Genomic DNA, 24273 nt, shown 5'->3' with positions numbered 1-24273 from the left:
GCGGCCGGTCGATCAGGGGTGGGGAAATCCCCACCCCTTCCCTGGGGATCTCAGGTCTGGCGGCTGATGAGCAGCAGGGCGCGGTCGTCGTTGACGTCCTTCGCGCAGGCCTCGATCAGGTGCCAGGCCGCGCCCTCGAAGCCTGAGGCGACATAGCGGTCGGCCTCGCCCGTGAGTCGGTCGATGCCTTCGGCGATGTCCCGGTCGGCGGCCTCGACGAGTCCGTCGGTGAAGAGCATCAGGACGTCGCCGGGCCGGAGCGAGCCCTTGACCGGGTGGAACTCGGCGCCGTCGTAGACGCCGAGGAGCGGGCCCTCGCCGGACTTCTCCTCCCAGCGTCCGGTGCCCGCGTGGAGCTGGAGCGCCGGCAGGTGCCCCGCCGACAGCAACTCGTAGTCCCCGGATTCCAGGTCGAGGACCAGGTGGATGGAGGTGGCGAAGCCCTCGTCCCAGTCCTGGCGCAGCAGATAGCCGTTCGCGGCCGGCAGGAAACCGTGCGGCGGCAGCGAGCCGAGCAGGCCGCCGAAGGCCCCGGAGAGGAGCAGCGCGCGCGAGCCCGCGTCCATGCCCTTGCCGGACACGTCCGTGAGCAGGACCTCCAGCGTGCGGCCGCCGTGCGTGCGGGCGGCGACGACGAAGTCGCCGGAGAAGGACTGGCCGCCGGCCGGGCGCAGCGCCATCTCGCGGTGCCAGCCCTTGGGGAGCCGCGGCAGGGCGCTCTGGGCCCGGATGCGTTCGCGCAGGTCGAAGAGCATGGTGCCGCCGCGTCGCCAGGGCACGCCGACCCGGGCCCGGAACTGGGCGATGAGCAGCCCGAACAGTCCGCAGGCCGCGACGACCAGGACCGTTCCGGGCGTGACCCGGGCCGGGCCCTGGGTGTACGGGCCGAGCACGACCGACTCGACGATCAGGGCGCCGGCGGCCGCCGCGTACAGCGCGAGCAGGCTCGCGGGGCGCAGCAGCAGTCCTCCGGCCACGATCGGCAGGACGAGCGCGGCGGGCGCGCACCACACCGGGTTGGCGAGGGTGCCGCAGGTGATCGCCGGAATCGTCAGCAGCAGTCCGGCGAAGGCGACCCAGTCGGAGCCCTCGCCCCGGAAGTAGTCGACACCGGATTTACGCAGGGAGATGCGGACCCGGTGTGCGCTCCTGCGCAACCGGGCCGAGTACGAGGCGACACCCGCACGACTTCTCATTGGCCTGGACCCTATCCACCCGGTCGGACCTCGTGCAGGGGGACCCCTGAGACATTGCGCGCGAAATCGGGTCGCGTCGGGTCGGTGGGCGCTGATATCGATGGCATATGACGACTGAACTGCGGGTACTGGACGCGGCCGAGTGGGACGCCTGGTACGGGACTCTGGAGCTCGCCTTCGGAGGCGTTCCGGAGTCTCCGGAGGAGCGTCGGCTCTGGCAGGACCTGACCGAGCACGAGCGTTCCATCGGGGTCTGGGACGGCGAGAGCTGTGTCGGCACGGCGGGCGCGTTCACCTTCCGGATGTCCGTACCGGGTGGGGCGATCGTGCCGACCGCGGGCGTCACGATGGTGAGTGTGGCCGCGACACACCGGCGGCGCGGGATCCTCAGTTCGATGATGCGACGTCAGCTCGACGACGTACGGGCATGGGGCGAGCCGCTGGCCGTGTTGACGGCTTCGGAGCCGGAGATCTACGGACGGTTCGGCTACGGCATCGCCACCTACCAGACGCGGGCGACGATCGACACGACCCGGGTGCGGCTCACGGTGCCGGAGGGCACGGACGAGGTGGTGCTGCGGCAGGCCGACCCGGCGAAGGCGGCCGCGGCGCGCGAGGCGGTGTACGCGCGGCTGGTGCCGCGCCGGCCCGGCATGCTGGCCCGCCGGCCCGAGTGGGAGCGGCTGCCCCTGCTCGACCCGGAGGGCGAGCGGGGCGGGGCCTCTCCGCAGCATTGTGTGCTGGCGGAGCGGGACGGCGAGGTCATCGGGTACGCGCTGTACGCGATCAAGCCGGAGTGGTCGCACACGGGCTCCGACGGCGCCGTGGTGCTGAAGGACCTGGGCGCGCTGGACCCGGCGGCGGAGGCGGCGCTGTGGCGGTTCCTCTGCTCGATCGACCTGACGTCCTCGGTCCGGTTCCACAGCCGTCCGGTGGACGACGCGTGGCAGCACCTGGTGAGCGACATCCGCCGGTGCTCGCCGACGCAGAAGGACTCGATGCATCTGCGTCTGGTGGAGGTGGGTGCGGCGCTGGAAGCGCGGACGTACCAGGCGCCGGTTGACGTGGTGTTCGAGGTGGAGGACGCGTTCTGTCCGTGGAACGAGGGGCGTTGGCGGCTGACGGGGGACGCGAAGGGGGCGGTGTGCGTCTGTACGGACGAGGCCGCCGATCTTTCCTTGTCCGTACGGGAGTTGGGGGCGGCGTACCTGGGTGGGACGTCACTGGTCTCGCTGGCGGCGGCCGGCCGGGTGCGGGAGCTCCGGGACGGAGCCCTCGTGGAGGCGTCCGTGGCGTTCGGGTCGCCCGTGGCGCCGTGGTTGCCTCACGGGTTCTAGACACCGCTGGCGACGGTGCGCGGCGTGGGGGCTTCGAGGGCGTCGCCGCGGGTCTCGCGCAGACGCCAGACGGTGAGTGCGGTGATGGCCGCGCCGCCGCACAGCAGCAGGGACACGGGGGTGCCGGAGCCGCCGGAGGAGGCGACCAGGCTGGTCGCGACGAGCGGTGAGAAGCCGGCGCCGACGAGCGTCGCGGCCTGGTAGCCGAGCGAGGCGCCGGTGTAGCGGACGCGGGTGCCGAACATCTCGGTGAGCAGGGCGCCGAGCGGGCCGTACATCGTGGACTGGGCGACGCCGTGGCCGAGCGCGAGGGCGAGGATCAGCAGGCCCGGGGAGCCGGAGTCGACCAGGGCGAGCACCGGGAAGGCGAGCGCGGCGGAGGCGATGGCGCCGGCGAGGACGACCGGGCGGCGGCCGACCCGGTCGGACAGCGCCGAGGCGGCGGGCAGCACGAACAGGGCGACGGCGGACGCGACGGTCACGGCGGTGAGCACCTGCGGGCGGCTGTACCCGTGGCCGACGGCGTACGAGATCATGAAGCCGGTCAGCAGGGATTGTGCGGTGAACGCGCCGATGCCGACGCAGGCGGCGCGCAGGACGGGTCCGGGCCGGCGCAGCACCTCCAGGATCGGCGGCCTGCCCGACGGCGCCCGCTCGCCCCGTTCCGCGGCCCGTTCGAACAGCGGGCTCTCGGCGACCTTGAGGCGGACGAACATGCCGACGGCGAGCAGGAGCAGGCTCAGCAGGAAGGGCACCCGCCAGCCCCAGGAGCGGAACTGCTCGTCGGGGAGTCCGGAGACGAGGGTGACCACTCCGGCCGACAGCACGGCACCGAGCGGGGCGCCGAGCTGGGTGGAGCTGGACCACAGGCCGCGCCGGGAGCCCTGGGTGCGCTCGGCGTGCTCGACGACCATCAGGGTCGCGCCGCCCCATTCGCCGCCGATCGCGACACCCTGCACCACCCGCAGGGTCACGAGAAGGACGGGCGCCCAGACGCCGATCGCGTCGTAGGTCGGCAGGAGGCCGATGAGGAAGCTGCCGCAGCCCATCAGGACCATGGTCAGCAGCATCATCGACTTGCGGCCGAGCCGGTCGCCGAAGTGGCCGAAAACGATGCCACCCAGCGGGCGGGCCACATAGCCCGCCGCGAAGGTGCCGAACGCCGCGATGGTGCCGACCGCGGGGTCGGCGCCGGGGAAGAACAGGTCGCCGAAGACCAGCGCGGCGACGGTGCCGTACACGAGGAAGTCGTAGAACTCGACGGCCGTGCCGAGCAGGCCAGACAGCGCGACGCGGCGCAACTGCCGTGATTCCGGGGTGGATTGACGAGTCGATGAACGGGATGGCTGCACAGCTGGCTCCCTGCTGCGGATGCGGTGGCGAGTCACCGGCGGGGGGGACACGCCAATGCCCGGTGAAGTTAGGCATCAACTGTGCAGCCGTCAATCATTTGCACAACATCAATCCCCGGCCGGCCGCCCGAGCCCGTCCTCCGCGAGGCGCAGCAGCAGGGCGTGCAGGACCTCCCGCTCGGGCGGGTCCAGCGGGGCGAGAAGCTCGTTCGTGACCCGCGTACCGGCCTCGTCGGTGTCGCGCAGGAAGGCGCGGCCGTCATCGGTCAGGACGACGATCCTGCTGCGGCGGTCGTCGGGGGCGGGGCGGCGCTCGGCGAAGCCCAGCTTCTCGAGGTCGTCGACCAGACCGACGATCGCGCTCGGGTCGTAGCCGAGGCGGGTGCTCAGCTCACGCTGGAGCGCGCCGTCGGAGGTGGCGAGGAAGCGCAGCACCGCGTAGTGCCGCAGGCGTACGCCCGACTCCTGGAGGAAGGCGTTGAACAGCTGCCCGGAGCGCAGGCCGAGCCGGTACAGCAGATAGCCGCTGTCCGCGTGCAGCCCGCGCATCCAGGGCTCGTGCTCGTCGATGGGTGCGGGGTTCATGGCGGACTCCCTGATCGGCCCCGGGCGGGGCGGTGTGCGGACGACGGGACCAGTCTGACGTACGAGCCTTACGGCAACAACTATTGACGTCGACAATGATTGCTCTTAGCTTCGATCTCACCGTCACACCCTTGCGAAAGGACCGCACGTGCCCACCATCGATCTCACCGGCAGGACCGCCGTCGTCACCGGCAGCGGCCGGGGCCTCGGCCTCGCCTACGCCCATGCCCTGGCCGCGCACGGCGCGTCCGTCGTCGTCAACGACGTGGACGCGGCCGTGGCCGAGCAGGCCGTCAAGGCCATCACCGAGGCGGGAGGCACAGCCGTCGCGGAGGTGGTCGCCGTCGGCACCGCGGAGGCCGCCGACCGGCTCGTGAACCGCGCGGTCGAGGAGTTCGGGAGGCTCGACGTCCTGGTCACCAACGCGGGCATCCTGCGCGACAAGGTCCTGTGGAAGATGACCGACGACGACTTCGACGCGGTGCTCACCACGCACCTCAGGGGCACCTTCACCTGTGCGCGTGCCGCCGCCGTCCGGATGCGCGAGCAGGGCGAGGGCGGCAGCCTGATCCTGGTCGGCTCCCCCGCCGGACAGCGCGGGAACTTCGGGCAGACGAACTACGCCGCCGCCAAGGCCGGCATCGCCGCCCTCGCCCGTACCTGGTCCATGGAGCTGGCCCGCGCGAACATCACCGTCAACGCGATCGTGCCGGTCGCGGCGACCGCGATGACCGAGACCATCCCCGCCTTCGCCCCGTACATCGAGGCGATGCGGAACGGCGCGCCGCTGCCGGACTTCCTGCGCAAGGGCGAGGGCTTCGGCACCCCCGAGGACTGCGCGGCCCTCGTCCCCTTCCTCGCCTCGGCGGCGGCGCGCGGCATCACCGGCCAGGCCATCGGCATCGGCGGCGACCGGGTGACGCTCTGGTCGCATCCGCAGGAGATCAAGGCGGCGTACGCGGACGGCGGCTGGACCCCCGAGACCCTCGCCGACGCCTGGCCCACCTCGGTCGGCGCCGAACTCCAGACGGTGGGCATCCCCGCGCCCCGGCTCCCGGAGGCGTGATGTCCCCCTCCATGAACCTCGACGAACTCGTCGCGATCGACGTCCACACCCACGCCGAGGTCTCGTCCCAGGGCCATTCCTCCCTCGACGACGACCTGCACCACGCCTCCTCCGCCTACTTCAAGGTCGAGGGCGAGCGGAAGCCGACCGTGGCGGAGATGGCCGCCTACTACCGGGAACGGAAGATGGCCGCCGTCGTCTTCACCGTCGACGCCGAGTCCGCCACCGGCACCGCGCCCGTCCCGAACGAGGAGGTCGCCGAGGCCGCGGCCGCCAACGCGGACGTCCTCATCCCCTTCGCCTCGCTCGACCCCTTCCGCGGCAAGGCGGGCGTGCGGCAGGCCCGCCGTCTCGTCGAGGAGTACGGGGTGAGGGGCTTCAAGTTCCACCCCAGCATCCAGGGCTTCTTCCCCAACGACCGCTCGGTGGCGTACGCGCTCTACGAGGTGATCGAGGAGACCGGCGCCATCGCCCTGTTCCACACGGGCCAGACCGGCATCGGCGCCGGGGTGCCCGGCGGCGGCGGGATCCGGCTGAAGTACTCCAACCCGCTGTACGTCGACGACGTCGCCGCCGACTTCCCGCATCTGAAGATCATCCTGGCGCACCCGTCCTTCCCCTGGCAGGACGAGGCCCTCGCGGTGGCCACCCACAAGCCGGGCGTCCACATCGACCTGTCCGGCTGGTCGCCGAAGTACTTCCCGCCGCAGCTGGTGCGGTACGCCAACACGCTGCTGAAGGACAAGGTCCTCTTCGGCTCCGACTACCCCGTCCTCACCCCGGACCGCTGGCTCGCGGACTTCGCGCAGCTGGCGATCAAGGACGAGGTCAGGCCGAAGATCCTCAAGGACAACGCCGCCCGCCTGCTCGGCCTGACGAAGCCCTAGGGGGCCGCTGATGCGCAACGAGGGAGTGGGGTCGTGGCCGGCCCGCCGGGCCCGGAAGACCCCCCGCCGGACGGCCCTGATCCACCACGACACCACGGTCACGTACGCCGAGCTGTACGAGCGCACCACACGCCTCGCCCACGCCCTGCGCGCCCGGGGCGTGCGCCGCGGCGACCGGATCGCCTACCTCGGCCCCAACCATCCCTCCTTCCTGGAGACCCTGTTCGCCGCGGCCACGATCGGCGCCGTCTTCGTCCCGCTGAACACCCGCCTCGCCGGCCCGGAGATCGCCTACCAGCTCGCCGACGCGGGGGCCACGGTCCTCGTCCACGGCCCCTCGCACCGCGAGCTGGTCGAAGCGGTGGCCGGCGGCGTCGGTGTCCGTACGTACGTCGAGGTCGGCGCCGCGTACGAGGACGCGCTGGCCGGGGCCTCCGCCGAGCCGATCGACGAGCCGGTCACCGCCGACGACACCTGCATCATCATGTACACCTCGGGGACGACCGGGCGCCCCAAGGGCGCGATGCTCACCCACGCCAACCTGACCTGGAACGCGTTCAACGTCCTCGTCGACCACGATCTGATCGCCGACGAACGCGCCCTGGTCTCCGCCCCGTTGTTCCACACGGCCGGCCTGAACATGCTCACGCTGCCGGTGCTGCTCAAGGGCGGCACCTGTGTCCTGGTCGAGGCCTTCGGCGCGGGCACCACCCTCGACCTGATCGAACGGCACCGGATCACCTTCATGTTCGGGGTGCCGACGATGTTCGACCAGGTGGCCCGGCATCCCCGCTGGGACGGCGCCGATCTGTCGTCCCTGCGGATCCTCACCTGCGGCGGCTCACCGGTACCGACCCCGTTGATCGCCCGGTACCAGGAGCGCGGGCTCACCTTCCTCCAGGGCTACGGCATGACGGAGACGGCTCCGGGCGCGCTGTTCCTGGACGCCGAACACGCGGTGAGCAAGGCGGGTTCGGCGGGTGTGCCGCACTTCTTCACCGACGTACGGGTGGTCCGGCCTGACCTCACACCGGTCGACGTCGGCGAGACCGGGGAGATCGTGGTGCACGGGCCGCATGTCATGCCCGGCTACTGGGGTCTGCCGGAGGCGACGGCCGCCGCCTTCTCGGACGGCTGGTTCCGCACCGGGGACGCGGCACGGATCGACGAGGACGCCTACGTCTACGTCGTCGACCGCATCAAGGACATGATCATCTCGGGCGGCGAGAACATCTACCCCGCCGAGATCGAGGACCTGCTCCTCGGCCACCCGGACATCGCGGAGTGCGCGGTCGTCGGCGTGCCGGACGACACGTGGGGCGAGGTGCCGCGCGCGGTCGTCGTGCCCCGCGCGGGCGTCCGGCTCGACCCGGACGAGGTGCTCGCCTCCCTGGCCGGCCGCCTCGCCAAGTACAAGATCCCGAAGTCGGTCGTGCTCGTGGACGGACTCCCGCGCACGGCCTCGGGCAAGCTCCTCAAGTCCCAGCTAAGGAAGACGACATGAGCATCACCGTCAACGGCATCGACGCACTGAAGAAGCTCGCGGGCAGCGAGCTCGGCACCAGCGACTGGATCGAGATCGCCCAGGAACGCATCGACACCTTCGCCGACGCGACGGGCGACCACCAGTGGATCCACGTGGATCCGGTCAAGGCCGCCGAGGGCCCGTTCGGCGCCCCGATCGCCCACGGATATCTCACGCTCTCCCTCTTCATCCCGCTCTTCACCGAGCTGCTGGACGTCCAGGGCGTCACCACGAAGGTCAACTACGGTCTGAACAAGGTGCGTTTCCCCTCGCCGGTGAAGGTCGGGGCGCGGATCCGGCTCGTCGGGAGGCTGGCGGAGGTCGAGGACGTGCCGGGCGGCGTGCAGATCACGGTCGACGGCACGATCGAGATCGAGGGCGCCGCGAAGCCTGCGGCCGTGCTGCAGAGCCTGTCGCGCTTCTACGCCTGATCAGCCCGGTCCGCCCGGTTGGCCCGATCCTTCCGATCGGGCTGATCGGTCTGATCGGTCTGATCGGTCTGATCCGGGCGTACCGGTACGAGATCGAGGAGGCGTTCCGCGGCGTCCCGGGCGAGTGGCGCGAGCCGCTCGTACACCGCCCGGAACGTCTCCTCCGCCCGCTCGGCCGGCCAGTCCCGCGGCAGGTGCTCGACCGGCAGCCGCGGGTCGCCCCGGATGATCCCCAGCCACTCCGCCTGCAGCCGCAGCCGCAGCGCGAGGGCCTCGTCCGGCTCCGGCAGCTCGGTCCGCCAGCGCTGCCAGCGCCGTACGAACGCCTCGTGGCGCGCGGCCAGTCCGAGCAGCTCCCAGGTCTCCTCGATCATCGCGCCGATGTCCGTGCCGGTGTCGGCGTGAGCGCGGAAGACCTTCACATGGGCGGCCAGGCCGAGTTCGGCCACGAGCGCCGAGACGTCCACCTCCCCCGGCGCGACCCACAACCCGTTGAACAGTGGCCCGAAGCCGCTCCAGGTGAGCTTCGCGCGCAGGTCGTGCCGCTGGCGCTGCCAGGACTCGGGGAGGGAGAAGCCGAGCAGGGTCCAGGTGCCGTCCCACTGCCGGTCGACCGCGCCGGTCTGCCAGATGCGCCGTTCCCCGTCGCGCAGCACCTCCGCCGAGCGTTCGGTCAGGCCGAAGTACATCCGGCGGCCCTCCCGTTGGCGCCGGAGCAGGCCGCGGTTGACCATCCGGGTCAGCGTCGAGCGGGTCGCCTGCTCACCGACGCCGGCGCGCGCGAAGACGTCGATGACGCTTCCCGAGTACACGCAGACCTCGCGCCCGAGCACCTGGTCGCCCAGGAACGCGAGCATCAGGGACTGGGGGCGCAGCGGCTCTTCCGTGGTCACGCGGCCACCGTACGCCGAGGGCGACGGGCGCGTGCCGGAGCTCCCGTGTCAGCGCTGCTGGCAGGCCGGGCACCAGAAGAGGTTGCGGGCGGCGAGGTCGGCGGTGCGGATCTCGCCGTCACAGATGTGGCAGGGCTGCAGCGCCCGGCGGTAGACGTAGACCTCTCCGCCGTGGTCGTCGACGCGCGGCGGGCGGCCCATCGCCTCGGGGGTGTGCTCGGGGCGGACGGTGTCGATGCGGTTGAGGCGGACGCCTTCACGCATCAGCAGCACGAGGTCGTCCCAGATCGCGTCCCACTCGCGGCGCGTCAGGTCCTTGCCGGCCCGGTACGGGTCGATGCCGTGCCGGAAGAGGACTTCCGCGCGGTACACGTTCCCGACGCCCGCGATGACCTTCTGGTCCATCAGGAGGGCGGCGATCGTCGTGCGGGACTTCGAGATCCGGTTCCAGGCCCTGTCCGGGTCGTCGCCCTCCCGGAGCGGGTCGGGGCCCAGGCGGTCGTGTATCGCCCGCTTCTCGGCGTCCGTGATCAGGGCGCACGTGGTGGGGCCGCGCAGGTCGACGTACGCCTCGGGGTTGGCCAGGCGCAGTCGCACGGTGTCCGTGGGCGGCGGCGCCGGGGCGTCACCGAAGTTCACCTTGCCGAACAGGCCCAGGTGGATGTGGATCCACTCCTCCCCGGGGAAGCCGAGGAAGAGGTGCTTGCCGTGGGCCTCGGTGGTCTCGAGCACGGTGCCGTCGAGCAGCGCCGCCGAGTCCGCGAACTTGCCCTGCGGGCTGGTCACCCGCACGGACCGGCCGCCGAACCGTTCCCGGTGGTCGGCGGCCAGTCGGTGGATCGTGTGCCCCTCGGGCATCAGGCGGTCGGCTCCTGCGGGTGGTGGGCCGGGATCGGGGGGAGCTCGCGGGTCGTCTCGTACGCGGAGAGCATGTCGATCCGGCGGGTGTGACGCTCGTCACCGGAGTACGGGGTCTTGAGGAAGACCTCGACGAAGGTGGTCGCCTCGTCCTGGGTGTGCATGCGGCCGCCGATGGCGACGACGTTGGCGTTGTTGTGCTCGCGGCCGAGGGCGGCGGTCTGCACGCTCCAGGCGAGGGCCGCGCGCACCCCCTTCACCTTGTTCGCGGCGATCTGCTCGCCGTTGCCGGAGCCGCCGATGACGACACCCAGGCTGTCCGGGTCGGCGGCCGTCTTCTCGGCGGCGCGCAGGCAGAACGGCGGGTAGTCGTCCAGGGCGTCGTAGATGTGGGGACCGCAGTCGACGGGCTCGTGGCCATGGGCCTTCAGCCACTCGACGAGGTGGTTCTTGAGTTCGAAGCCGGCATGGTCGGAGCCGAGGTACACGCGCATGGTTCCGAGTGTGGCACGCGGGGGGCGGGGTAGCGGTCAGCGGGGTCGGGGCGTCGGTCCGTAGCGGTATGGACCTTTGGCCCTGGATGCAACGATCCGGAATCGGGTCTTCCGATCACCCCACCCTCCGGTGTTGAATGCTCGGGCTCGCGACCCGAGCGCCCCCCAGACTTAAGGAAGCGTTCATGAACACGCAGCCGACCCTTGCGAAGGAAGGCGGCGCCACCGGAAACCCCGGTGATTCGCAGCAGTCCGACGGGCTCAAGGCCGGTCTCAAGAACCGTCACCTCTCGATGATCGCCATCGGTGGTGTCATCGGCGCCGGACTCTTCGGCGGCTCCGCGGCCGGCATCAAGGCCGCAGGCCCCGGCATCCTGCTGTCCTACGCGCTCGTCGGCGCGATGGTCGTCTTCGTCATGCGGATGCTCGGCGAGATGTCCGTGGCCAACCCGACCTCCGGCTCCTTCTCGGCCCACGCCGACCGGGCGCTCGGACGGTGGGCCGGCTTCTCCATCGGCTGGCTGTACTGGTTCTTCTGGGTCGTCGTGCTCGCCGTCGAGGCGACCATGGGTGCCGACATCCTCAACGGCTGGATCCCGTCCGTCCCGCAGTGGGCCTGGGCGCTGATCGTGATGGTCGTCCTGACCGCCACCAACCTCGGCTCGGTCGCCTCCTACGGTGAGTTCGAGTTCTGGTTCGCCGGCATCAAGGTCGTCGCCATCGCCGCGTTCATCGTGGTCGGCGGGCTCGCGATCTTCGGTGTCCTGCCCGGTGCGGACACCTCGGCGGCCGGACTGAGCAACCTCACCGAGCACGGCGGCTTCCTGCCCAACGGCTACGGCGCGATCCTCACGGGCATCCTGATGGTCGTCTTCTCCTTCATGGGCAGCGAGATCGTCACCCTCGCCGCCGGAGAGTCCTCGGACCCGCGCCGCGCGGTCGCCAAGGCCACCAACAGCGTGATCTGGCGGGTCGGCATCTTCTACCTCGGCTCGATCCTCGTGGTCGTCTCGCTGCTGCCGTGGAACGACCCCTCGCTGGAGAAGGACGGCTCGTACGTCGCGGCGCTCGACTCGATCGGCATCCCGCACGCCGGTCAGATCATGAACGTCATCATCCTGACCGCGGTGCTCTCCTGCCTGAACTCGGGCCTGTACACCGCCTCCCGCATGGCCCACTCCCTCGGTCGGCGCGGTGACGCGCCGAAGGCCTTCGCCCGGACGAACGCGAAGGGCGTGCCGCAGGCCGCCATCATCGGATCGGTCGTCTTCGGCTTCGTCGCCGTCTTCTTCAACTACAAGTGGCCCGACACCGTCTTCGCCTTCCTCCTGAACGCGTCCGGCGCGATCGCGCTCTTCGTCTGGCTGGTCATCTGCTTCTCGCAGCTGCGCATGCGGAAGATCATCCTGCGGGAGGCCCCGGAGAAGCTGCTCGTGAAGATGTGGCTCTTCCCGTACCTGACCTGGGCGACGATCGCGATGATCGTCTTCGTCCTCGGCTACATGCTCTACAACGGCGGCTCGGCCCGTGAGCAGGTCCTGCTGTCGCTGCTGGTGGCGGGCCTCGTGGTCGCCATCTCCCTGGTCCGCGACCGCTTCAACAAGGCCCCGGAGCCCGTCGCGAAGGACTGAATCCATACCTGACGGGTTCTGTCAGGTATCCCCGAGAAGCTCTCCGTATCCCCAGGGACACCCCCCAAGGAACGGAGAGCTTTCTCATGTCCATCTCTGCTCAGCACGTCTTCCGCCCCGGCGACACCGGGTACGCCGAGGAGCTCGCCGGCTTCCAGACCGGCTTCGCCGTCCGTCCCGAGCTGATCGTCGGGGCCACCGACGCCGAGGAGGTCCGGGCGGCCGTCGCCCACGCCGCGGCGCACGGACTGCCGGTCGGCGTCCAGGCCACCGGCCACGGGCTGCCCGGCGCGGCCGAGGGCGGCGTGCTGATCACCACCCGGCGGATGGACGAGGTCCGTATCGACCCCGAGGCGCGCACCGCGCGCGTGGCGGCGGGGGTGCGCTGGGGACAGGTCGTCGAGGCGGCCGCCCCGTACGGTCTCGCCCCGCTCGACGGGTCCGCGCCGGGCGTCGGAGCGGTCTCGTACACGCTGGGCGGGGGCCTGGGAATCCTCGCCAGGGAGTTCGGCTGGACCGCCGACCATGTGCGCTCGCTCGACGTGGTCACGGCGGACGGCACCCTGCGGCGCGTGACGGCCGCCGGCGATCCGGAGCTGTACGGAGGACTGCTCGGCGGCGGGCACGGCCTGGGCGTGGTCACCGCCCTGGAGGTCGGCCTGGTCCCGGTCGCCCGGCTCTACGGCGGGGCGCTCTCCTTCGACGGCGCCGAGACCGACCCGGCCACCGTCCTGCGGACGTACAAGGAGTGGACCGAGACCCTCCCGGACACCCTGACCTCGTCCCTGGCCGCCCTGGTCCACCCGGACGTCCCGGCGCTTCCGCCGCATCTGCGTGGCCGGTACGTGATCTCCGTGCGGGTCGCGTTCACCGGGGACGCCGCCGAGGGCGAGCGGCTGGTGGCGCCGCTGCGGGCGATCGGCCCGGCGCTCAGCGACTCGCTGCGGGAGATGTCGTACACCGAGAGCCACACGATCCACAGCGACCCGGACTTCCCGCACGCCTACTGGGGCGACGGGATCCTGGTGAGCGAGCTGGACCCGGACGCGGCCGCCTCGGTCCTCGACCTGACCGGGCCGAAGGCCGGGCGGATGGCGGTCGTTCAGATCAACCACCTGGGCGGGGCGCTGGCCGAGGAGCGGCCGAACTCCGTGCCGTACCGCGAGGCCGGCTTCCTCGTGCGGGCGCTGTACCCGCTGGACGAGGAGGGTACGGGCCCGGTGCGCGAGCTCCACGCGCGCGTGGAGGCGGCTCTGGCGCCCCGGACGCTCGGCCGCGCGCTCAACTTCGTCTTCGGGGACGGGGAGCGGACGGAGGGGCTGTACGACGCGGAGACGCGGAAGAGGCTCGCCGGACTGAAGTCCCAGGTGGACCCGGCGAACCTCTTCAGGCGGCCACTCTTCTCGGCGAAGGAAGGGGCCGGTCCGGTCAGCCCTTCCGGCCGATGAGCTTCCACGCGGTCGGCAGCGCGCCCATCGCGAGCGCGGCCTTGAGCGCGTCGCCGATCAGGAACGGGGTCAGGCCGGCGGCGACCGCCTGCCCGAACGTCATGCCGGTGGCGAAGGCCAGGTACGGCACGCCGACCGCGTAGATGATCACGGAGCCGAGCGCCATCGTGCCCGCGGTGCGGAGCACGGAGCGGTCGGCTCCGCGGCGCGCGAGGGCGCCGACGACGGTGGCGGCGAGCAGCATGCCGAGGATGTAGCCGAAGGACGGCATCGACCAGCCCGAGGACGCCTGCGCGAACCACGGCACGCCCGCCATGCCGACCAGGGCGTACAGCGCGAGGGAGAGGAAGCCGCGACGGGCGCCGAGCGCCGTGCCGACGAGCAGGGCGGCGAAGGTCTGGCCGGAGACGGGCACCGGGGAGCCGGGGACCGGAACGGCGATCTGGGCGGCGATGCCGGTGAGGGCGGCGCCACCGACGACGAGCGCGATGTCACGGGCGCGGGTGGCAGGCAGCAGGTCGGCGAGGACCGTCCCGGAGCGGAGGGAACGGACGGGGGCGACGGCGGTGCTCATCGGTACTCCGCGGGGTGAGGGAGGTCAGGACGGATCGACCGTAGTCGAGGAGTGAACGCTCGATCACCATCAGCCGCCCACAAAGGGGAGGTTGAGCCCTTCGTCGAGATCGGACAAAGAACGGGATCCATGCCTCGCGCCACGTGACGCTTGTCACGAGGAAGAGCTGGACAGAGGTCCTTTTTGCGCCAGAGGGCGATCAGCAGCGAGACTGTGGGTTCTCCATAAACACTTCCGAAGGCACGAGCCCCCTCATGCACGACGCACCTCCTGTCGCCACGGCTCCCCTCGCTCCCGAATCGGAGCCGCTCGCCCACGGGCTGAAGCAGCGTCATCTGACGATGCTGGGGCTCGGCGGGGTGATCGGGGCCGGACTCTTCGTCGGCTCGGGCGCGGGGATCGCGGTCGCCGGGCCCGGCATCGTCCTCTCGTATCTGATCGCGGGCACGCTCGCGATGCTGGTCATGCGGATGCTCGGCGAGATGTCGGCGGCCATGCCGGCCTCGGGCGCCTTCTCCGTCCACGCCGAGCGGGCGCTCGGCCGCTGGGCGGGCTTCTCGGTGGGCTGGCTGTACTGGTTCCTGCTGGTCGTCGTCCTCGCGGTGGAGGCGACGGGCGCGGCGCGGATCGCGCACGGCTGGGTGCCGGGCGTCCCGCAGTGGGGCTGGGTCCTGGTCTTCATGATCGTGTTCACCGTCGCCAACCTCGCGGCGGTGAAGAACTTCGGCGAGTTCGAGTTCTGGTTCGCCGCGCTCAAGGTCGGCGCGATCGTCCTCTTCCTGATCCTGGGGACGCTGGCGATCGTCGGCGGGCTGCCCGACACGGAACCGGTGGGGATGACCAATCTGACCGGCCAGGGCGGCTTCCTGCCCAACGGCTGGGAGGGCGTGGTCTCCGGCGTCCTCGCCGTGGTCTTCGCCTTCGGCGGTCTGGAGGTCGTGACGATCGCCGCCGCCGAGTCGGACGACCCGGCGCGCAACGTGGCCCGCGCGGTGCGCAGCGCGGTGTGGCGGATCCTCTTCTTCTACGTCGGCTCGATGCTGGTCATCGTGACCCTGCTGCCCTGGACCTCCATGAAGCCGGGTCAGTCGCCGTACGTCGCCGTGCTCGACGCCATCGGGGTTCCCTCGGCCGGCCAGATCATGAACGTCGTGGTCTTCGTGGCGCTGCTGTCGGCGCTCAACGCCAACCTCTACGGCTCCTCGCGGATGATCTTCTCGCTCGCCGAGCGCGGTGAGGCCCCGAAGGGGTTGTTGAAGATCTCGGGACGGGGGTCCCCCCGCTCGAGCGAAGCCGAGAGCGGGGGAGGGGTACCGCGCCGGGCGGTGCTCGCGTCGGTGGCCTTCGGTTTCGTCTCCGTACTGCTCAATCTGCAGTGGCCGGATTCGGTCTTCCTCTACATGCTCAACGCGGTCGGCGCCGTACTCCTCTTCGTCTGGGGCCTGATCGCGGTCTCCCAGCTGAGGCTGCGCCGCCGGATCGAGCGCGAGGCGCCGGAGACCCTGACGCTGAAGATGTGGGGCTTCCCCTGGCTCACGTGGACGGCGCTGGCCGCGATGGGGGCCGTCCTGGTGCTGATGCTGACCGACGACGGGGCGCGGCCGCAGGTGCTGTGGTCGAGCGCGGCCACCGGGGCCGTCCTGCTGGTGGCGTGGCTGCGGGAGCTGCGGGACCGGCGGCGCTGAGGCCCTCTGGAGCGGGGGCTGGACCTACCAGCGCGTACGAAACGACACGAGATCTTCACGTTGCGTGAAGCTCGTGCCCGTATAGCGGACATCCGTTCCCTGTGAGCGGTACACCCCCACAGACTGTGGCGCGTCCCCCCGCCTCCTCCCCGAACAGGGCAGGTTCATGTCCCGGACCACCGCGCCCCCGCCCGTCGACCGCAAGGAAGACGACGCGACCCTGTCGCACGGGCTCAAGCAACGCCACCTTTCGATGATCGCCCTCGGTGGCGTCATCGGCGCCGGCCTCTTCGTCGGCTCCGGCGCCGGCATCGCCGCCGCCGGACCGTCCATCGTCCTCGCGTACGCGCTGTCCGGCCTGCTGGTCATGCTCGTCATGCGCATGCTGGGCGAGATGTCGGCCGCGTACCCGTCCTCCGGCTCGTTCTCCTCCCACGCGGAGCGGGCGTTCGGCTCCTGGGCCGGATTCACCGCCGGCTGGTCGTTCTGGGTACTGCTCAGCGTGGCCGTCGGCCTGGAGGGCATCGGCGCGGCGAAGATCGTCACCGGCTGGCTGCCCGGCACGCCCGAGTGGGCCTGGGTCGCGCTCTTCATGCTGATCTTCTGCGGCGCCAACCTGGCGGCCGTGAAGAACTTCGGCGAGTTCGAGTTCTGGTTCGCCGCCCTCAAGGTCGGCGCGATCGCGCTCTTCCTCGGCCTCGGCGTGCTCGCCATCCTGGGTGTCCTGCCCGGCACCGACTCCCCCGGCACGACCAACCTCTTCGGCGAGGGCGGCCTCCTGCCGAACGGCAGCGAGGGCCTGGTCATCGGCCTGCTCGCCTCGGTGTTCTCGTACGGCGGCATGGAGACCGTGACCATCGCCGCCGCCGAGTCCGAGGACCCGGTCAAGGGCGTCGCCAAGGCCGTGCGGACCGCGATGTGGCGCATCTCGCTGTTCTACATCGGCTCGATGGCCGTCATCGTCACGCTGGTCCCGTGGAACGACAAGGCGGTCGCCGAGAAGGGCCCGTACGTCGCCGCTCTCGACCAGCTGGGCATTCCGGCAGCCGGCCAGATCATGAACATCGTGGTGCTGATCGCCCTGCTGTCCGCGATGAACGCGAACATCTACGGCTCCTCCCGCATCGCCTTCTCGCTGGTCAAGCGCGGCCTCGGCCCGAAGGTGCTGGGCACGGTCTCCAGCGGTGTGCCGCGGTTCGCCGTACTCGCGTCCTGCTTCTTCGGTTTCGTCTGCGTGGGCCTGAACTACTGGTCCCCCGAGACGATCTTCCCGTGGCTGCTGAACATGATCGGCGGCGTGATCCTGGTGGTCTGGATCTTCATCGCGGCCTCGCAACTGGTGCTGCGCCGCCGACTGGAGCGCGAGGCACCCGAGAAGCTGGTCGTGCGGATGTGGGCCTTCCCGGCCCTCACCTGGGTGGCGCTCGCCGGTATGGCGGTGATCTTCTTCCTGATGGCCCGCGAGGAGGGCACCCGCGTGCAGCTGTACGCGACGGGCGTCATGACCGTGGTGCTGGCCGTCATCGGCATCGTCCGCCAGAAGGCGGGGGCGGCGCGCCAGGACGCCTGACACCGCTCCCCCTCCCCCCGGAACCCCCGGCCCGCGCCCCGCGGTCCGGGGGTTCCGCCGTGTCCGGCCCGGGACCTACGACGAAGGACTGATCAACTTCGCGGCACTGCTGCTGTTAGCCTGCACTTGCATATAGGTTGCAATAAGCAGCAGCAGCGAGAGGCTCGGAATATGGCGATCTACACACTTCCGGAACTGCCGTACGACTACGCGGCGCTGGAGCCGGTGATCAATCCGCAGATCATCGAGCTGCACCACGACAAGCACCACGCCGCCTACGTCAAGGGCGCCAACGACACCCTTGAGCAGCTGGAAGAGGCGCGCGACAAGGAGCAGTGGGGCGCGATCAACGGCCTGGAGAAGAACCTCGCGTTCCACCTCTCCGGCCACATCCTCCACAGCATCTACTGGAACAACATGGACAGCCCGAAGGACGGTGGCGGTGGCGAGCCGCTGGCCGCCGACGGCGTGGGTGACCTCGCGGACGCGATCACCGAGTCCTTCGGCTCCTTCGCGAAGTTCAAGGCCCAGCTGACCAAGGCGTCCGCGACCACCCAGGGCTCCGGCTGGGGCGTCCTCGCGTACGAGCCGATCAGCGGCCGGCTCATCGTCGAGCAGGTCTACGACCACCAGGGCAACGTCGGCCAGGGCTCGATCCCGGTGCTGGTCTTCGACGCCTGGGAGCACGCCTTCTATCTGCAGTACAAGAACCAGAAGGTGGACTTCATCGAGGCCATGTGGCAGGTCGTCAACTGGCAGGACGTGAACAAGCGCTACCAGGCCGCCAAGACGTCCGTCCCGCTGATCTCCATCTGATCGGCCCCCGCTCGTCCTGCTCGTGATCGTCTTCTCAACCTTCACGTCGCAGGCGGAAAAAGGAACGACCCCCGCGAGGACAGGACTCGCGGGGGTCGTTCGGCTCGAGGGGTCCTACTCGAAGCTCGGCGCCGCCGTCCGCGTGCGCTTGATCTCGTAGAAGCCGGGCGTCGACGCCACCAGCAGTGTGCCGTCCCACAGCCGGGCCGCCGCCTCGCCGCGCGGGGTCGGCGTCACGACCGGGCCGAAGAAGGCGACGTGGTCGCCGTCCGCGCCCGGGACCGAGATGACCGGCGTGCCGACGTCCTGGCCGACCTTCTCGATGCCCTCCTTGTGGGAGGCGCGCAGCTCGGTGTCGTAGGTGTCCTTGTCGGCGTAGTCCACGAGATCGGCCGGCAGGCCGACGTCCGCGAGGGCCGCGGAGATCGCCTCGCGCGTCGGGCCCTCGCCGTTGTTGTGGAAGCGGGTGCCGAGCGCCGTGTAGAGCTTGCCGACGACCTCGTCGCCGTGCTGCTGCTGGGCCGCGACCACCACACGGACCGGGCCCCAGGCCTTGGTCTCCAGCATCTCCCGGTACTCGGCCGGGACCTCGTCCAGCTTGTCCTCGTTGAGGACGGCCAGGCTCATCACCTTCCAGCGCACGTCGACCGGGCGCACCTTCTCGACCTCCAGCATCCAGCGGGACGTCATCCAGGCCCAGGGGCACAGCGGGTCGAACCAGAAGTCGGCGGTGGTCCTGCTCTCGGACATGTCACTCCTCAGGGACGGGTCTCTATGCGCCAAGGGGAGCAACGCCATCGGTCGGCGAGGGCATTCCCCGAGTGCCGTGTGTCAGCCGCACATGGGAGGATCGGTGCTGTTTCGAACGCGCCACGAAGGAGTGACCGTGCCCGGTGAGAATCTGTCCCGCGACGAGGCCCGCGAGCGGGCCGCGCTGCTGTCCGTCGACAGGTACGAGGTCGCCCTCGACCTGCGCTCGGCGGTCGGCGAGTCCGGGGATGGGGATACCCCCGCCGAAGGCAGGGGGAGGGTGCGCACCTTCCGCTCGGTGACGACGATCCGCTTCCGCCGTACCGGCACGGGCTCCACCACCTTCGTCGACCTGATCGCCCCCGCCGTCACCTCCGTCGAGCTGAACGGGCGCGCGCTGGACCCGGCCACCGTCTTCGACGGCTCCCGGATCGCACTGGACGGCCTCGCGGACGAGAACGTGCTGGTGGTGGACGCGCAGTGCGCCTACAGCCGGACCGGCGAGGGCATGCACCGCTTCGTCGACCCGGAGGACGGCGAGGTCTACCTCTACACGCAGTACGAGCCGGCCGACGCCCGCCGCGTGTACGCCACCTTCGAGCAGCCCGATCTGAAGGCCCCCCACCGCTTCGAGGTCGCCGCCCCCGAGGGCTGGACCGTGTGGAGCAACGGCGCCGGGGAGCAGGGCGCCGACGGCGTGTGGCGCTTCGCGGAGACGGCGCCGATCTCGACGTACATCACCTGCGTCGTCGCGGGGCCGTACCACTACGTCACGGACACCTACAAGCGCACCCTGGCCGACGGGACCGAGCTGGAGATCCCGCTCGGCGCGATGTGCCGCAAGGGGCTCGCCAAGCACTTCGACGCGGACGACGTCTTCCTGATCACCAAGCAGGGCTTCGACTTCTTCCACGACAACTTCGACTACCCGTACCCCTTCGGGAAGTACGACCAGGCCTTCGTCCCCGAGTACAACCTCGGCGCGATGGAGAACCCCGGCATGGTGACCTTCCGCGAGGAGTACATCTACCGGGGCAAGGTCACGCAGGCGGCGTACGAGCGCCGGGCGAACGTCATCCTGCACGAGATGGCGCACATGTGGTTCGGCGACCTGGTCACCATGGTGTGGTGGGACGACCTGTGGCTGAAGGAGTCCTTCGCCGACTTCATGGGCTCCTTCTCGCTGGCGGAGGCGACCCGCTTCACCAACAGCTGGGTGACCTTCGCCAACAACCGCAAGTCGTGGGCGTACCGCGCCGACCAGCTGCCGTCCACGCACCCGATCACGGCCGACATCCGTGACCTGGAGGACGCCAAGCTGAACTTCGACGGCATCACGTACGCCAAGGGCGCCTCGGTCCTGAAGCAGCTGGTGGCGTACGCGGGCCGGGACGCGTTCCTGGAGGGCGCGCGCCGCTACTTCAAGCGCCACGCGTACGGGAACACGCGACTGGCCGACCTGCTGTCGGTCCTGGAGGAGACCTCCGGGCGCGACATGAAGGCCTGGTCGCGGTCCTGGCTGCAGACCTCGGGCGTCAACACGCTGACGCCGGTGGTGACGTACGACGCCGAGGGCCGGATCACCGAGCTGGCCGTCGTCCAGGGCGGGGACGAGCTGCGCCCGCACCGGGCCGCCGTCGGTCTGTACAAGGTGTCGGTGGAGGGCGAGCTCGTGCGGTACGCGCGGGCCGAGGTGGACGTCGACGGGGCACGGACGGTCGTGGCCGAGCTGGCCGGGTCGGCCCGGCCCGACCTGGTGCTCGTCAACGACGACGACCTGACCTACTGCAAGGTCCGCTTCGACGAGGGCTCGCTGGCGACCCTGCGGGCGCACCTGGGCGACATCACGGACCCGCTGGCGCGGGCGCTGTGCTGGTCGGCGCTGTGGAACCTGACGCGGGACGGACTGATGCCGGCCCGGGACTTCGTGGCGGTCGTGCTCGACTTCGCGGGCCGCGAGACGGACATCGGCGTGCTGCAGATGGTGCACGCCTGGGCGCGGTCGGCGGTCACGCACTACGCGGCGCCCGAGTGGCGCGCGGAGGGCGGCCGGCTGCTCGCCGAGGGCGGGCTGCGCGAGCTGCGCGTGGCCGAGCCGGGCAGCGAGCACCAGCTGACCTGGGCGCGGTTCTTCGCGGCCGTCGCCGACTCCGACGCGGACTTCCAGCTGCTCGAGGGCCTGCTCGACGGTACGGCGAAGATCGACGGTCTCGATGTCGACCAGGAGCTGCGCTGGTCGTTCCTGGAGCCGCTGGCCGCGCACGGCCGGGCCGACGAGGCGCGGATCGGCGAGGAACTGGCCCGGGACGACACGGCGACCGGCAAGCGCCACCAGGTCCGCTGTCTGGCGGCCCGGCCCTCCGCGGCGGTCAAGGCACAGGCCTGGGCGCAGGTCGTCGAGTCGGACACGCTGTCGAACGCGCTGGTGGAGGCGACGATCGCGGGCTTCGTCCAGCCCTCCCAGCGGGAGCTGATCGCGCCGTACGCCGAGAGGTACTTCGCGGCGATCGAGCGGGTGTGGGCCGAGCGTTCGATCCAGATCGGCATGGACGTGGTGCGGGGCCTGTTCCCGGGTCTCCTGGGCGAGGAGGCCCTGGCCTCGACGGACGCCTGGCTCGCCGCGCACGAGTCGGCCGCGCCGGCGCTGCGGCGCCTGGTCCTGGAGGGCCGGGACGACCTGGCGCGGGCGCTGCGCGGGCAGGCCTGCGACGCCGGCGCCTGACACCCTCCCTGTGCCCTCCCTCCCCTCAAGACGTCGTCCTGGGGGGAGGGAGGGCAGGGCTGGACCCGCCGCACCGGGCCCGACGCGGCACCGTTCATCGGCAGTCGAACGCGCGTACTTTAGGGCGAGGATGTCCCGGTTTGGCGACGCGCTTGTAACAGCGGTTAGCGGGGGCTCGGGGAGCGGAAGACCCCCGACATGAACCACAACACCCCCATCAGCCCCCGCCCGCTCCCCGTCTCCCCCGCCCCGGAGAACCGGCAACGCGTCCTGTCCGGCGCCCAGTTGCGCGCGCAGGGACTGTCCGGCGCCGAGATTTCCGAGCACTGCCGGCCGGGCGGCGGATGGCAGCAGATCCTCCCCGGCGTCTTCCTGCTGCACCCCGGGCAGCCCACCAGCGAGGACCGGCTGCAGGCCGCGCTCCTCTACGCCCGCCGCTCCGCCGCCGTGCCTTCCCAGAGCCCCGACCCGATGATCACCGGGCTCGCCGCGCTCGCCCTGCACCGCTTCTCGTCCGCTCCCCCGCTGCTCTCCCTGGACCGGATCGACGTCCTGGTGCCCCGCGCCCGACGGCTGCGGTCCACGTCCTGGGCCCGGGTGGTGCGCGCCCAGGACATGCCCGAGCCTCTGGAGATCACCGGGGTGGCGGTCGCGCCGGTCGCCCGGGCCCTCGCCGACGCCGTGTCCTGCCTGACCGACGCGGCCGTGGTACGCCGACTGCTCACCGAGGCGGTGCGCGGCGGGCACTGCGAACCAGGAGCGGTGGTACGCGAGTTGAACCGGGCACGGCTGCTCACCCGGCCGCATGTGGTGGACGCCGTGGACTCGCTGCTCGCGGAGGGCCGGAGCATCGCGGAGGAGCGGCTGTACGAGATGGTGCGGGAGTTCGCCCTGCCCGACCCGCTGTGGAACGTGGACCTGCGGCTGCCCGGCGGCCCGCACCTCGGCGGTCTCGACGCGTACTGGCCGGACCAGGCGGTGGCGGTGGAGCTGGACACCCGGGCGCCGCGGCAGGACGACGACGCACTGTGGTCGGAGTACACCCGCAAGCGCGAGCACCTGGAGCGGCTCGGCATCACGGTCGTCCACATCACCCCGCGCAAGCTGCGCGAGGCGATGGACCAGCAGGCCACCGTGGTCCGTACGGCCCTGATGGCCGCGTCGGAACGGCAGCCCGCCGCCTATGTCGTCGTCCTGCCCCGGTGAGGGTCAGCCCTTCGGAGCCGTACCGCAGAACTCGGCCTCGATGACGGCCTGGCTGTCACCCGCCCAGTCGGCGTTGAAGTTCATGGCGAGCGAGTGCTCGCCGTCCCTGGTGGCGACGGCCTCCGAGGAGGAGCCGTGGATGCCACCGCCGTGTCCCCACACCTCCTTGCCGCAGCTCAGCTTCTGCTGCATCAGCCCGAGGCCGTAGCGGAACTCCAGGTTCTCGGCGCTGACAGGAACCGTCCGCGTCATCTCACGCAGCTCGGCCTTCGGGAGCAACTTCCCCTTGAGCAGGGCCCGGTAGAAGGTCTGCAGATCGTTGGAGTCGGAGATCATCTCGCCCGCCGCGTAGGCGAGGCTCGGGTTCAGCTCGGTGACGTCGTGGACCGTCGTCGCGTTCGGGTCGATCGAGAGCTTCGAGTACGCCCGTGAACTCGGCTTCGGCATCGCCGCGTTCGTGCCGGGCACGCTGGTCGCGCGCAGGTGGAGCGGCTTGATGATCCGGCGTTCGACCTCCTTGCCGTACGGGCGGCCGGTCACCTTCTCGATCACCATGCCCGCCAGGACGTAGTTGGTGTTGGAGTAGGTCCAGGCGGTGCCGGGGGCGAAGTCCGGCTGGTGGGTCATCGCGATCGCGACGAGCTGCTCCGGGGTCCAGGTGTCGTAGCGGTGCTCCAGGAAGGCGGGGCCGAAGACCTTCTCCTGGAACCCCGGGTCGGAGGTGACGCTGTAGACGCCGCTGGTGTGGTTGAGGAGCTGGCGGACGGTGATCTTCCGGCCGTCGTGGCCGTTGCCGCGGACCACGCCGGGCAGCCACTTCTCGACGGGGTCGTCGAGGTCGAGGCGGCCCTCCGCCTGGAGCTGGAGGAGCACGGTCGCCACGAAGGTCTTGGTGATGGAACCGACCCGGTAGTGGTCCTTGCCGCCACGCTCGCCGGCCGTCCCGGTCCAGCCGGCGCGACCTGACCGGGCCTGGGCGACGGCGCCGGGCACGCCCGCCTCGACCGCCGCGTCGAGGGCCTGCTGGGTGGCGCCGTGGTCGGGCTTCCGGGGCGCGGTGGCCGCGGCCGCGGGTGCCGCGAGCGCGGTGGCGGTGAGCGCGGCCACGGCGGTGGCGGCGAGGACGGTACGGGCGGAACGTGCAGCTGACATGGTGCGGGCTCCCCTGGTGTGTGTTCTGCGGTCACGGGAGGGGACACCGGGTGCGGGCGGGTGGGTTGAGGACGATCTCCGGGGTTGAGCGAGTT

Annotated in this window: 21 protein-coding genes; 12 read left to right on the top strand and 9 right to left on the bottom strand. The window is 71.0% G+C overall.

Going from position 1 to position 24273, the window contains the following annotated elements:
* Positions 1–50: 50 nt before the first annotated feature.
* Positions 51–1196 carry a PP2C family protein-serine/threonine phosphatase gene (locus tag ABZ939_RS02475; RefSeq protein ID WP_361848073.1) on the bottom strand — a complete coding sequence of 382 codons (1146 nt, stop codon included), beginning with the start codon at positions 1194–1196 and terminating at the stop codon, positions 51–53.
* Positions 1197–1303: 107 nt separating this feature from the next.
* Between ABZ939_RS02475 and ABZ939_RS02470 the strand changes: the two genes are divergently transcribed.
* Entirely contained in the window at positions 1304–2533 is a 1230-nt protein-coding gene (locus ABZ939_RS02470; RefSeq protein ID WP_361848070.1) for a GNAT family N-acetyltransferase, read from the top strand.
* Here the strand turns inward: ABZ939_RS02470 and ABZ939_RS02465 are convergent.
* Both ABZ939_RS02465 and ABZ939_RS02460 read right to left on the bottom strand, forming a co-directional pair.
* Positions 2530–3885, bottom strand: a complete 1356-nt coding sequence (locus ABZ939_RS02465; protein WP_361848067.1) for an MFS transporter — start codon at positions 3883–3885, stop codon at positions 2530–2532. The two genes, ABZ939_RS02470 and ABZ939_RS02465, sit on opposite strands and share 4 nt — an antisense overlap.
* Before the next feature lie 108 nt (positions 3886–3993).
* Positions 3994–4470: a MarR family transcriptional regulator gene (locus ABZ939_RS02460; RefSeq protein ID WP_361848064.1), complete on the bottom strand. Its 477-nt coding sequence runs from the start codon at positions 4468–4470 to the stop codon at positions 3994–3996.
* Between the two features lie 148 nt (positions 4471–4618).
* Here ABZ939_RS02460 and ABZ939_RS02455 point away from each other — a divergent pair, with 148 nt between their 5' ends.
* The 4 genes from ABZ939_RS02455 to ABZ939_RS02440 are packed head-to-tail and all read left to right on the top strand — an operon-like array spanning position 4619 to position 8379.
* Positions 4619–5536, top strand: coding sequence for an SDR family oxidoreductase (locus tag ABZ939_RS02455; protein WP_361848061.1), 918 nt, complete (start codon positions 4619–4621; stop codon positions 5534–5536).
* An 11-nt stretch (positions 5537–5547) separates the two neighbouring features.
* Positions 5548–6423, top strand: a complete 876-nt coding sequence (locus ABZ939_RS02450; RefSeq protein ID WP_361849080.1) for an amidohydrolase family protein — start codon at positions 5548–5550, stop codon at positions 6421–6423.
* Between the two features lie 10 nt (positions 6424–6433).
* The gene (gene menE, locus ABZ939_RS02445; protein ID WP_361848058.1) at positions 6434–7927 is read left to right on the top strand and encodes an o-succinylbenzoate--CoA ligase; all 1494 of its coding nucleotides are present in this window, start codon (positions 6434–6436) and stop codon (positions 7925–7927) included.
* Positions 7924–8379, top strand: a complete 456-nt coding sequence (locus ABZ939_RS02440; protein ID WP_361848055.1) for a MaoC family dehydratase — start codon at positions 7924–7926, stop codon at positions 8377–8379. Before menE ends, ABZ939_RS02440 begins: the two co-directional genes overlap by 4 nt.
* On the opposite strand, the gene ABZ939_RS02435 is transcribed toward ABZ939_RS02440, so the two are convergent.
* Genes ABZ939_RS02435 through ABZ939_RS02425 form a run of 3 tightly spaced genes read right to left on the bottom strand, consistent with a single transcriptional unit; the run spans position 8370 to position 10624 of the window.
* Positions 8370–9272 carry a PaaX family transcriptional regulator C-terminal domain-containing protein gene (locus ABZ939_RS02435; RefSeq protein WP_361848052.1) on the bottom strand — a complete coding sequence of 301 codons (903 nt, stop codon included), beginning with the start codon at positions 9270–9272 and terminating at the stop codon, positions 8370–8372. The two genes, ABZ939_RS02440 and ABZ939_RS02435, sit on opposite strands and share 10 nt — an antisense overlap.
* A 48-nt stretch (positions 9273–9320) precedes the next feature.
* Positions 9321–10130, bottom strand: a complete 810-nt coding sequence (locus ABZ939_RS02430; RefSeq protein ID WP_361848049.1) for a DNA-formamidopyrimidine glycosylase family protein — start codon at positions 10128–10130, stop codon at positions 9321–9323.
* The gene (locus tag ABZ939_RS02425; protein WP_361848046.1) at positions 10130–10624 is read right to left on the bottom strand and encodes a ribose-5-phosphate isomerase; all 495 of its coding nucleotides are present in this window, start codon (positions 10622–10624) and stop codon (positions 10130–10132) included. Before ABZ939_RS02425 ends, ABZ939_RS02430 begins: the two co-directional genes overlap by 1 nt.
* A gap of 185 nt (positions 10625–10809) precedes the next feature.
* Here ABZ939_RS02425 and ABZ939_RS02420 point away from each other — a divergent pair, with 185 nt between their 5' ends.
* Positions 10810–12255: an amino acid permease gene (locus tag ABZ939_RS02420; RefSeq protein WP_361848043.1), complete on the top strand. Its 1446-nt coding sequence runs from the start codon at positions 10810–10812 to the stop codon at positions 12253–12255.
* Positions 12256–12341: 86 nt separating this feature from the next.
* Complete coding sequence (locus ABZ939_RS02415) at positions 12342–13703, top strand: FAD-binding oxidoreductase (RefSeq protein WP_361848040.1); 1362 nt, start codon at positions 12342–12344, stop codon at positions 13701–13703.
* On the opposite strand, the gene ABZ939_RS02410 is transcribed toward ABZ939_RS02415, so the two are convergent.
* Positions 13684–14277, bottom strand: a complete 594-nt coding sequence (locus ABZ939_RS02410; protein WP_361848037.1) for a biotin transporter BioY — start codon at positions 14275–14277, stop codon at positions 13684–13686. The two genes, ABZ939_RS02415 and ABZ939_RS02410, sit on opposite strands and share 20 nt — an antisense overlap.
* A gap of 254 nt (positions 14278–14531) precedes the next feature.
* Here ABZ939_RS02410 and ABZ939_RS02405 point away from each other — a divergent pair, with 254 nt between their 5' ends.
* The 3 genes from ABZ939_RS02405 to ABZ939_RS02395 all read left to right on the top strand — a co-directional run bounded on the left by ABZ939_RS02405 (position 14532) and on the right by ABZ939_RS02395 (position 18348).
* Positions 14532–15962, top strand: coding sequence for an amino acid permease (locus tag ABZ939_RS02405; protein WP_361848034.1), 1431 nt, complete (start codon positions 14532–14534; stop codon positions 15960–15962).
* Between the two features lie 166 nt (positions 15963–16128).
* Positions 16129–17532 (top strand): amino acid permease, encoded by a 1404-nt coding sequence (locus tag ABZ939_RS02400; protein ID WP_361848031.1) that lies wholly within the window; start codon positions 16129–16131, stop codon positions 17530–17532.
* 171 nt (positions 17533–17703) lie between these two features.
* Entirely contained in the window at positions 17704–18348 is a 645-nt protein-coding gene (locus ABZ939_RS02395) for a superoxide dismutase (RefSeq protein WP_361848028.1), read from the top strand.
* 114 nt (positions 18349–18462) lie between these two features.
* Here ABZ939_RS02395 and ABZ939_RS02390 read toward each other — a convergent pair whose 3' ends face one another.
* Complete coding sequence (locus tag ABZ939_RS02390; RefSeq protein ID WP_361848025.1) at positions 18463–19098, bottom strand: DsbA family protein; 636 nt, start codon at positions 19096–19098, stop codon at positions 18463–18465.
* 136 nt (positions 19099–19234) lie between these two features.
* Between ABZ939_RS02390 and pepN the strand changes: the two genes are divergently transcribed.
* Positions 19235–21820: an aminopeptidase N gene (pepN, locus tag ABZ939_RS02385; protein ID WP_361848022.1), complete on the top strand. Its 2586-nt coding sequence runs from the start codon at positions 19235–19237 to the stop codon at positions 21818–21820.
* A 198-nt stretch (positions 21821–22018) separates the two neighbouring features.
* Positions 22019–23026: a hypothetical protein gene (locus ABZ939_RS02380; RefSeq protein WP_361848019.1), complete on the top strand. Its 1008-nt coding sequence runs from the start codon at positions 22019–22021 to the stop codon at positions 23024–23026.
* Positions 23027–23029: 3 nt separating this feature from the next.
* Here ABZ939_RS02380 and ABZ939_RS02375 read toward each other — a convergent pair whose 3' ends face one another.
* The gene (locus ABZ939_RS02375; protein ID WP_361848016.1) at positions 23030–24178 is read right to left on the bottom strand and encodes a serine hydrolase domain-containing protein; all 1149 of its coding nucleotides are present in this window, start codon (positions 24176–24178) and stop codon (positions 23030–23032) included.
* Between the last annotated feature and the right edge of the window lie 95 nt (positions 24179–24273).

It is taken from the genome of Streptomyces sp. NPDC046712 (genome assembly GCF_040645695.1).
In the GTDB taxonomy this organism is placed as follows: domain Bacteria; phylum Actinomycetota; class Actinomycetes; order Streptomycetales; family Streptomycetaceae; genus Streptomyces.
The sequence above is the reverse complement of the archived record's forward strand: the minus strand, read 5'-3'. Positions and strand labels throughout refer to the sequence as shown.

Bases quoted from the DNA above. Each gene is read 5' to 3' on its own strand.
- ABZ939_RS02475 (WP_361848073.1), bottom strand. From the start codon at position 1,196: ATGAGAAGTCGTGCGGGTGTCGCCTCGTACTCGGCCCGGTTGCGCAGG.
- ABZ939_RS02470 (WP_361848070.1), top strand. From the start codon at position 1,304: ATGACGACTGAACTGCGGGTACTGGACGCGGCCGAGTGGGACGCCTGG.
- ABZ939_RS02460 (WP_361848064.1), bottom strand. From the start codon at position 4,470: ATGAACCCCGCACCCATCGACGAGCACGAGCCCTGGATGCGCGGGCTG.
- ABZ939_RS02450 (WP_361849080.1), top strand. From the start codon at position 5,548: ATGAACCTCGACGAACTCGTCGCGATCGACGTCCACACCCACGCCGAG.
- menE (WP_361848058.1), top strand. From the start codon at position 6,434: ATGCGCAACGAGGGAGTGGGGTCGTGGCCGGCCCGCCGGGCCCGGAAG.
- ABZ939_RS02440 (WP_361848055.1), top strand. From the start codon at position 7,924: ATGAGCATCACCGTCAACGGCATCGACGCACTGAAGAAGCTCGCGGGC.
- ABZ939_RS02430 (WP_361848049.1), bottom strand. From the start codon at position 10,130: ATGCCCGAGGGGCACACGATCCACCGACTGGCCGCCGACCACCGGGAA.
- ABZ939_RS02425 (WP_361848046.1), bottom strand. From the start codon at position 10,624: ATGCGCGTGTACCTCGGCTCCGACCATGCCGGCTTCGAACTCAAGAAC.
- ABZ939_RS02420 (WP_361848043.1), top strand. From the start codon at position 10,810: ATGAACACGCAGCCGACCCTTGCGAAGGAAGGCGGCGCCACCGGAAAC.
- ABZ939_RS02415 (WP_361848040.1), top strand. From the start codon at position 12,342: ATGTCCATCTCTGCTCAGCACGTCTTCCGCCCCGGCGACACCGGGTAC.
- ABZ939_RS02410 (WP_361848037.1), bottom strand. From the start codon at position 14,277: ATGAGCACCGCCGTCGCCCCCGTCCGTTCCCTCCGCTCCGGGACGGTC.
- ABZ939_RS02405 (WP_361848034.1), top strand. From the start codon at position 14,532: ATGCACGACGCACCTCCTGTCGCCACGGCTCCCCTCGCTCCCGAATCG.
- ABZ939_RS02400 (WP_361848031.1), top strand. From the start codon at position 16,129: ATGTCCCGGACCACCGCGCCCCCGCCCGTCGACCGCAAGGAAGACGAC.
- ABZ939_RS02395 (WP_361848028.1), top strand. From the start codon at position 17,704: ATGGCGATCTACACACTTCCGGAACTGCCGTACGACTACGCGGCGCTG.
- ABZ939_RS02390 (WP_361848025.1), bottom strand. From the start codon at position 19,098: ATGTCCGAGAGCAGGACCACCGCCGACTTCTGGTTCGACCCGCTGTGC.
- ABZ939_RS02380 (WP_361848019.1), top strand. From the start codon at position 22,019: ATGAACCACAACACCCCCATCAGCCCCCGCCCGCTCCCCGTCTCCCCC.
- ABZ939_RS02375 (WP_361848016.1), bottom strand. From the start codon at position 24,178: ATGTCAGCTGCACGTTCCGCCCGTACCGTCCTCGCCGCCACCGCCGTG.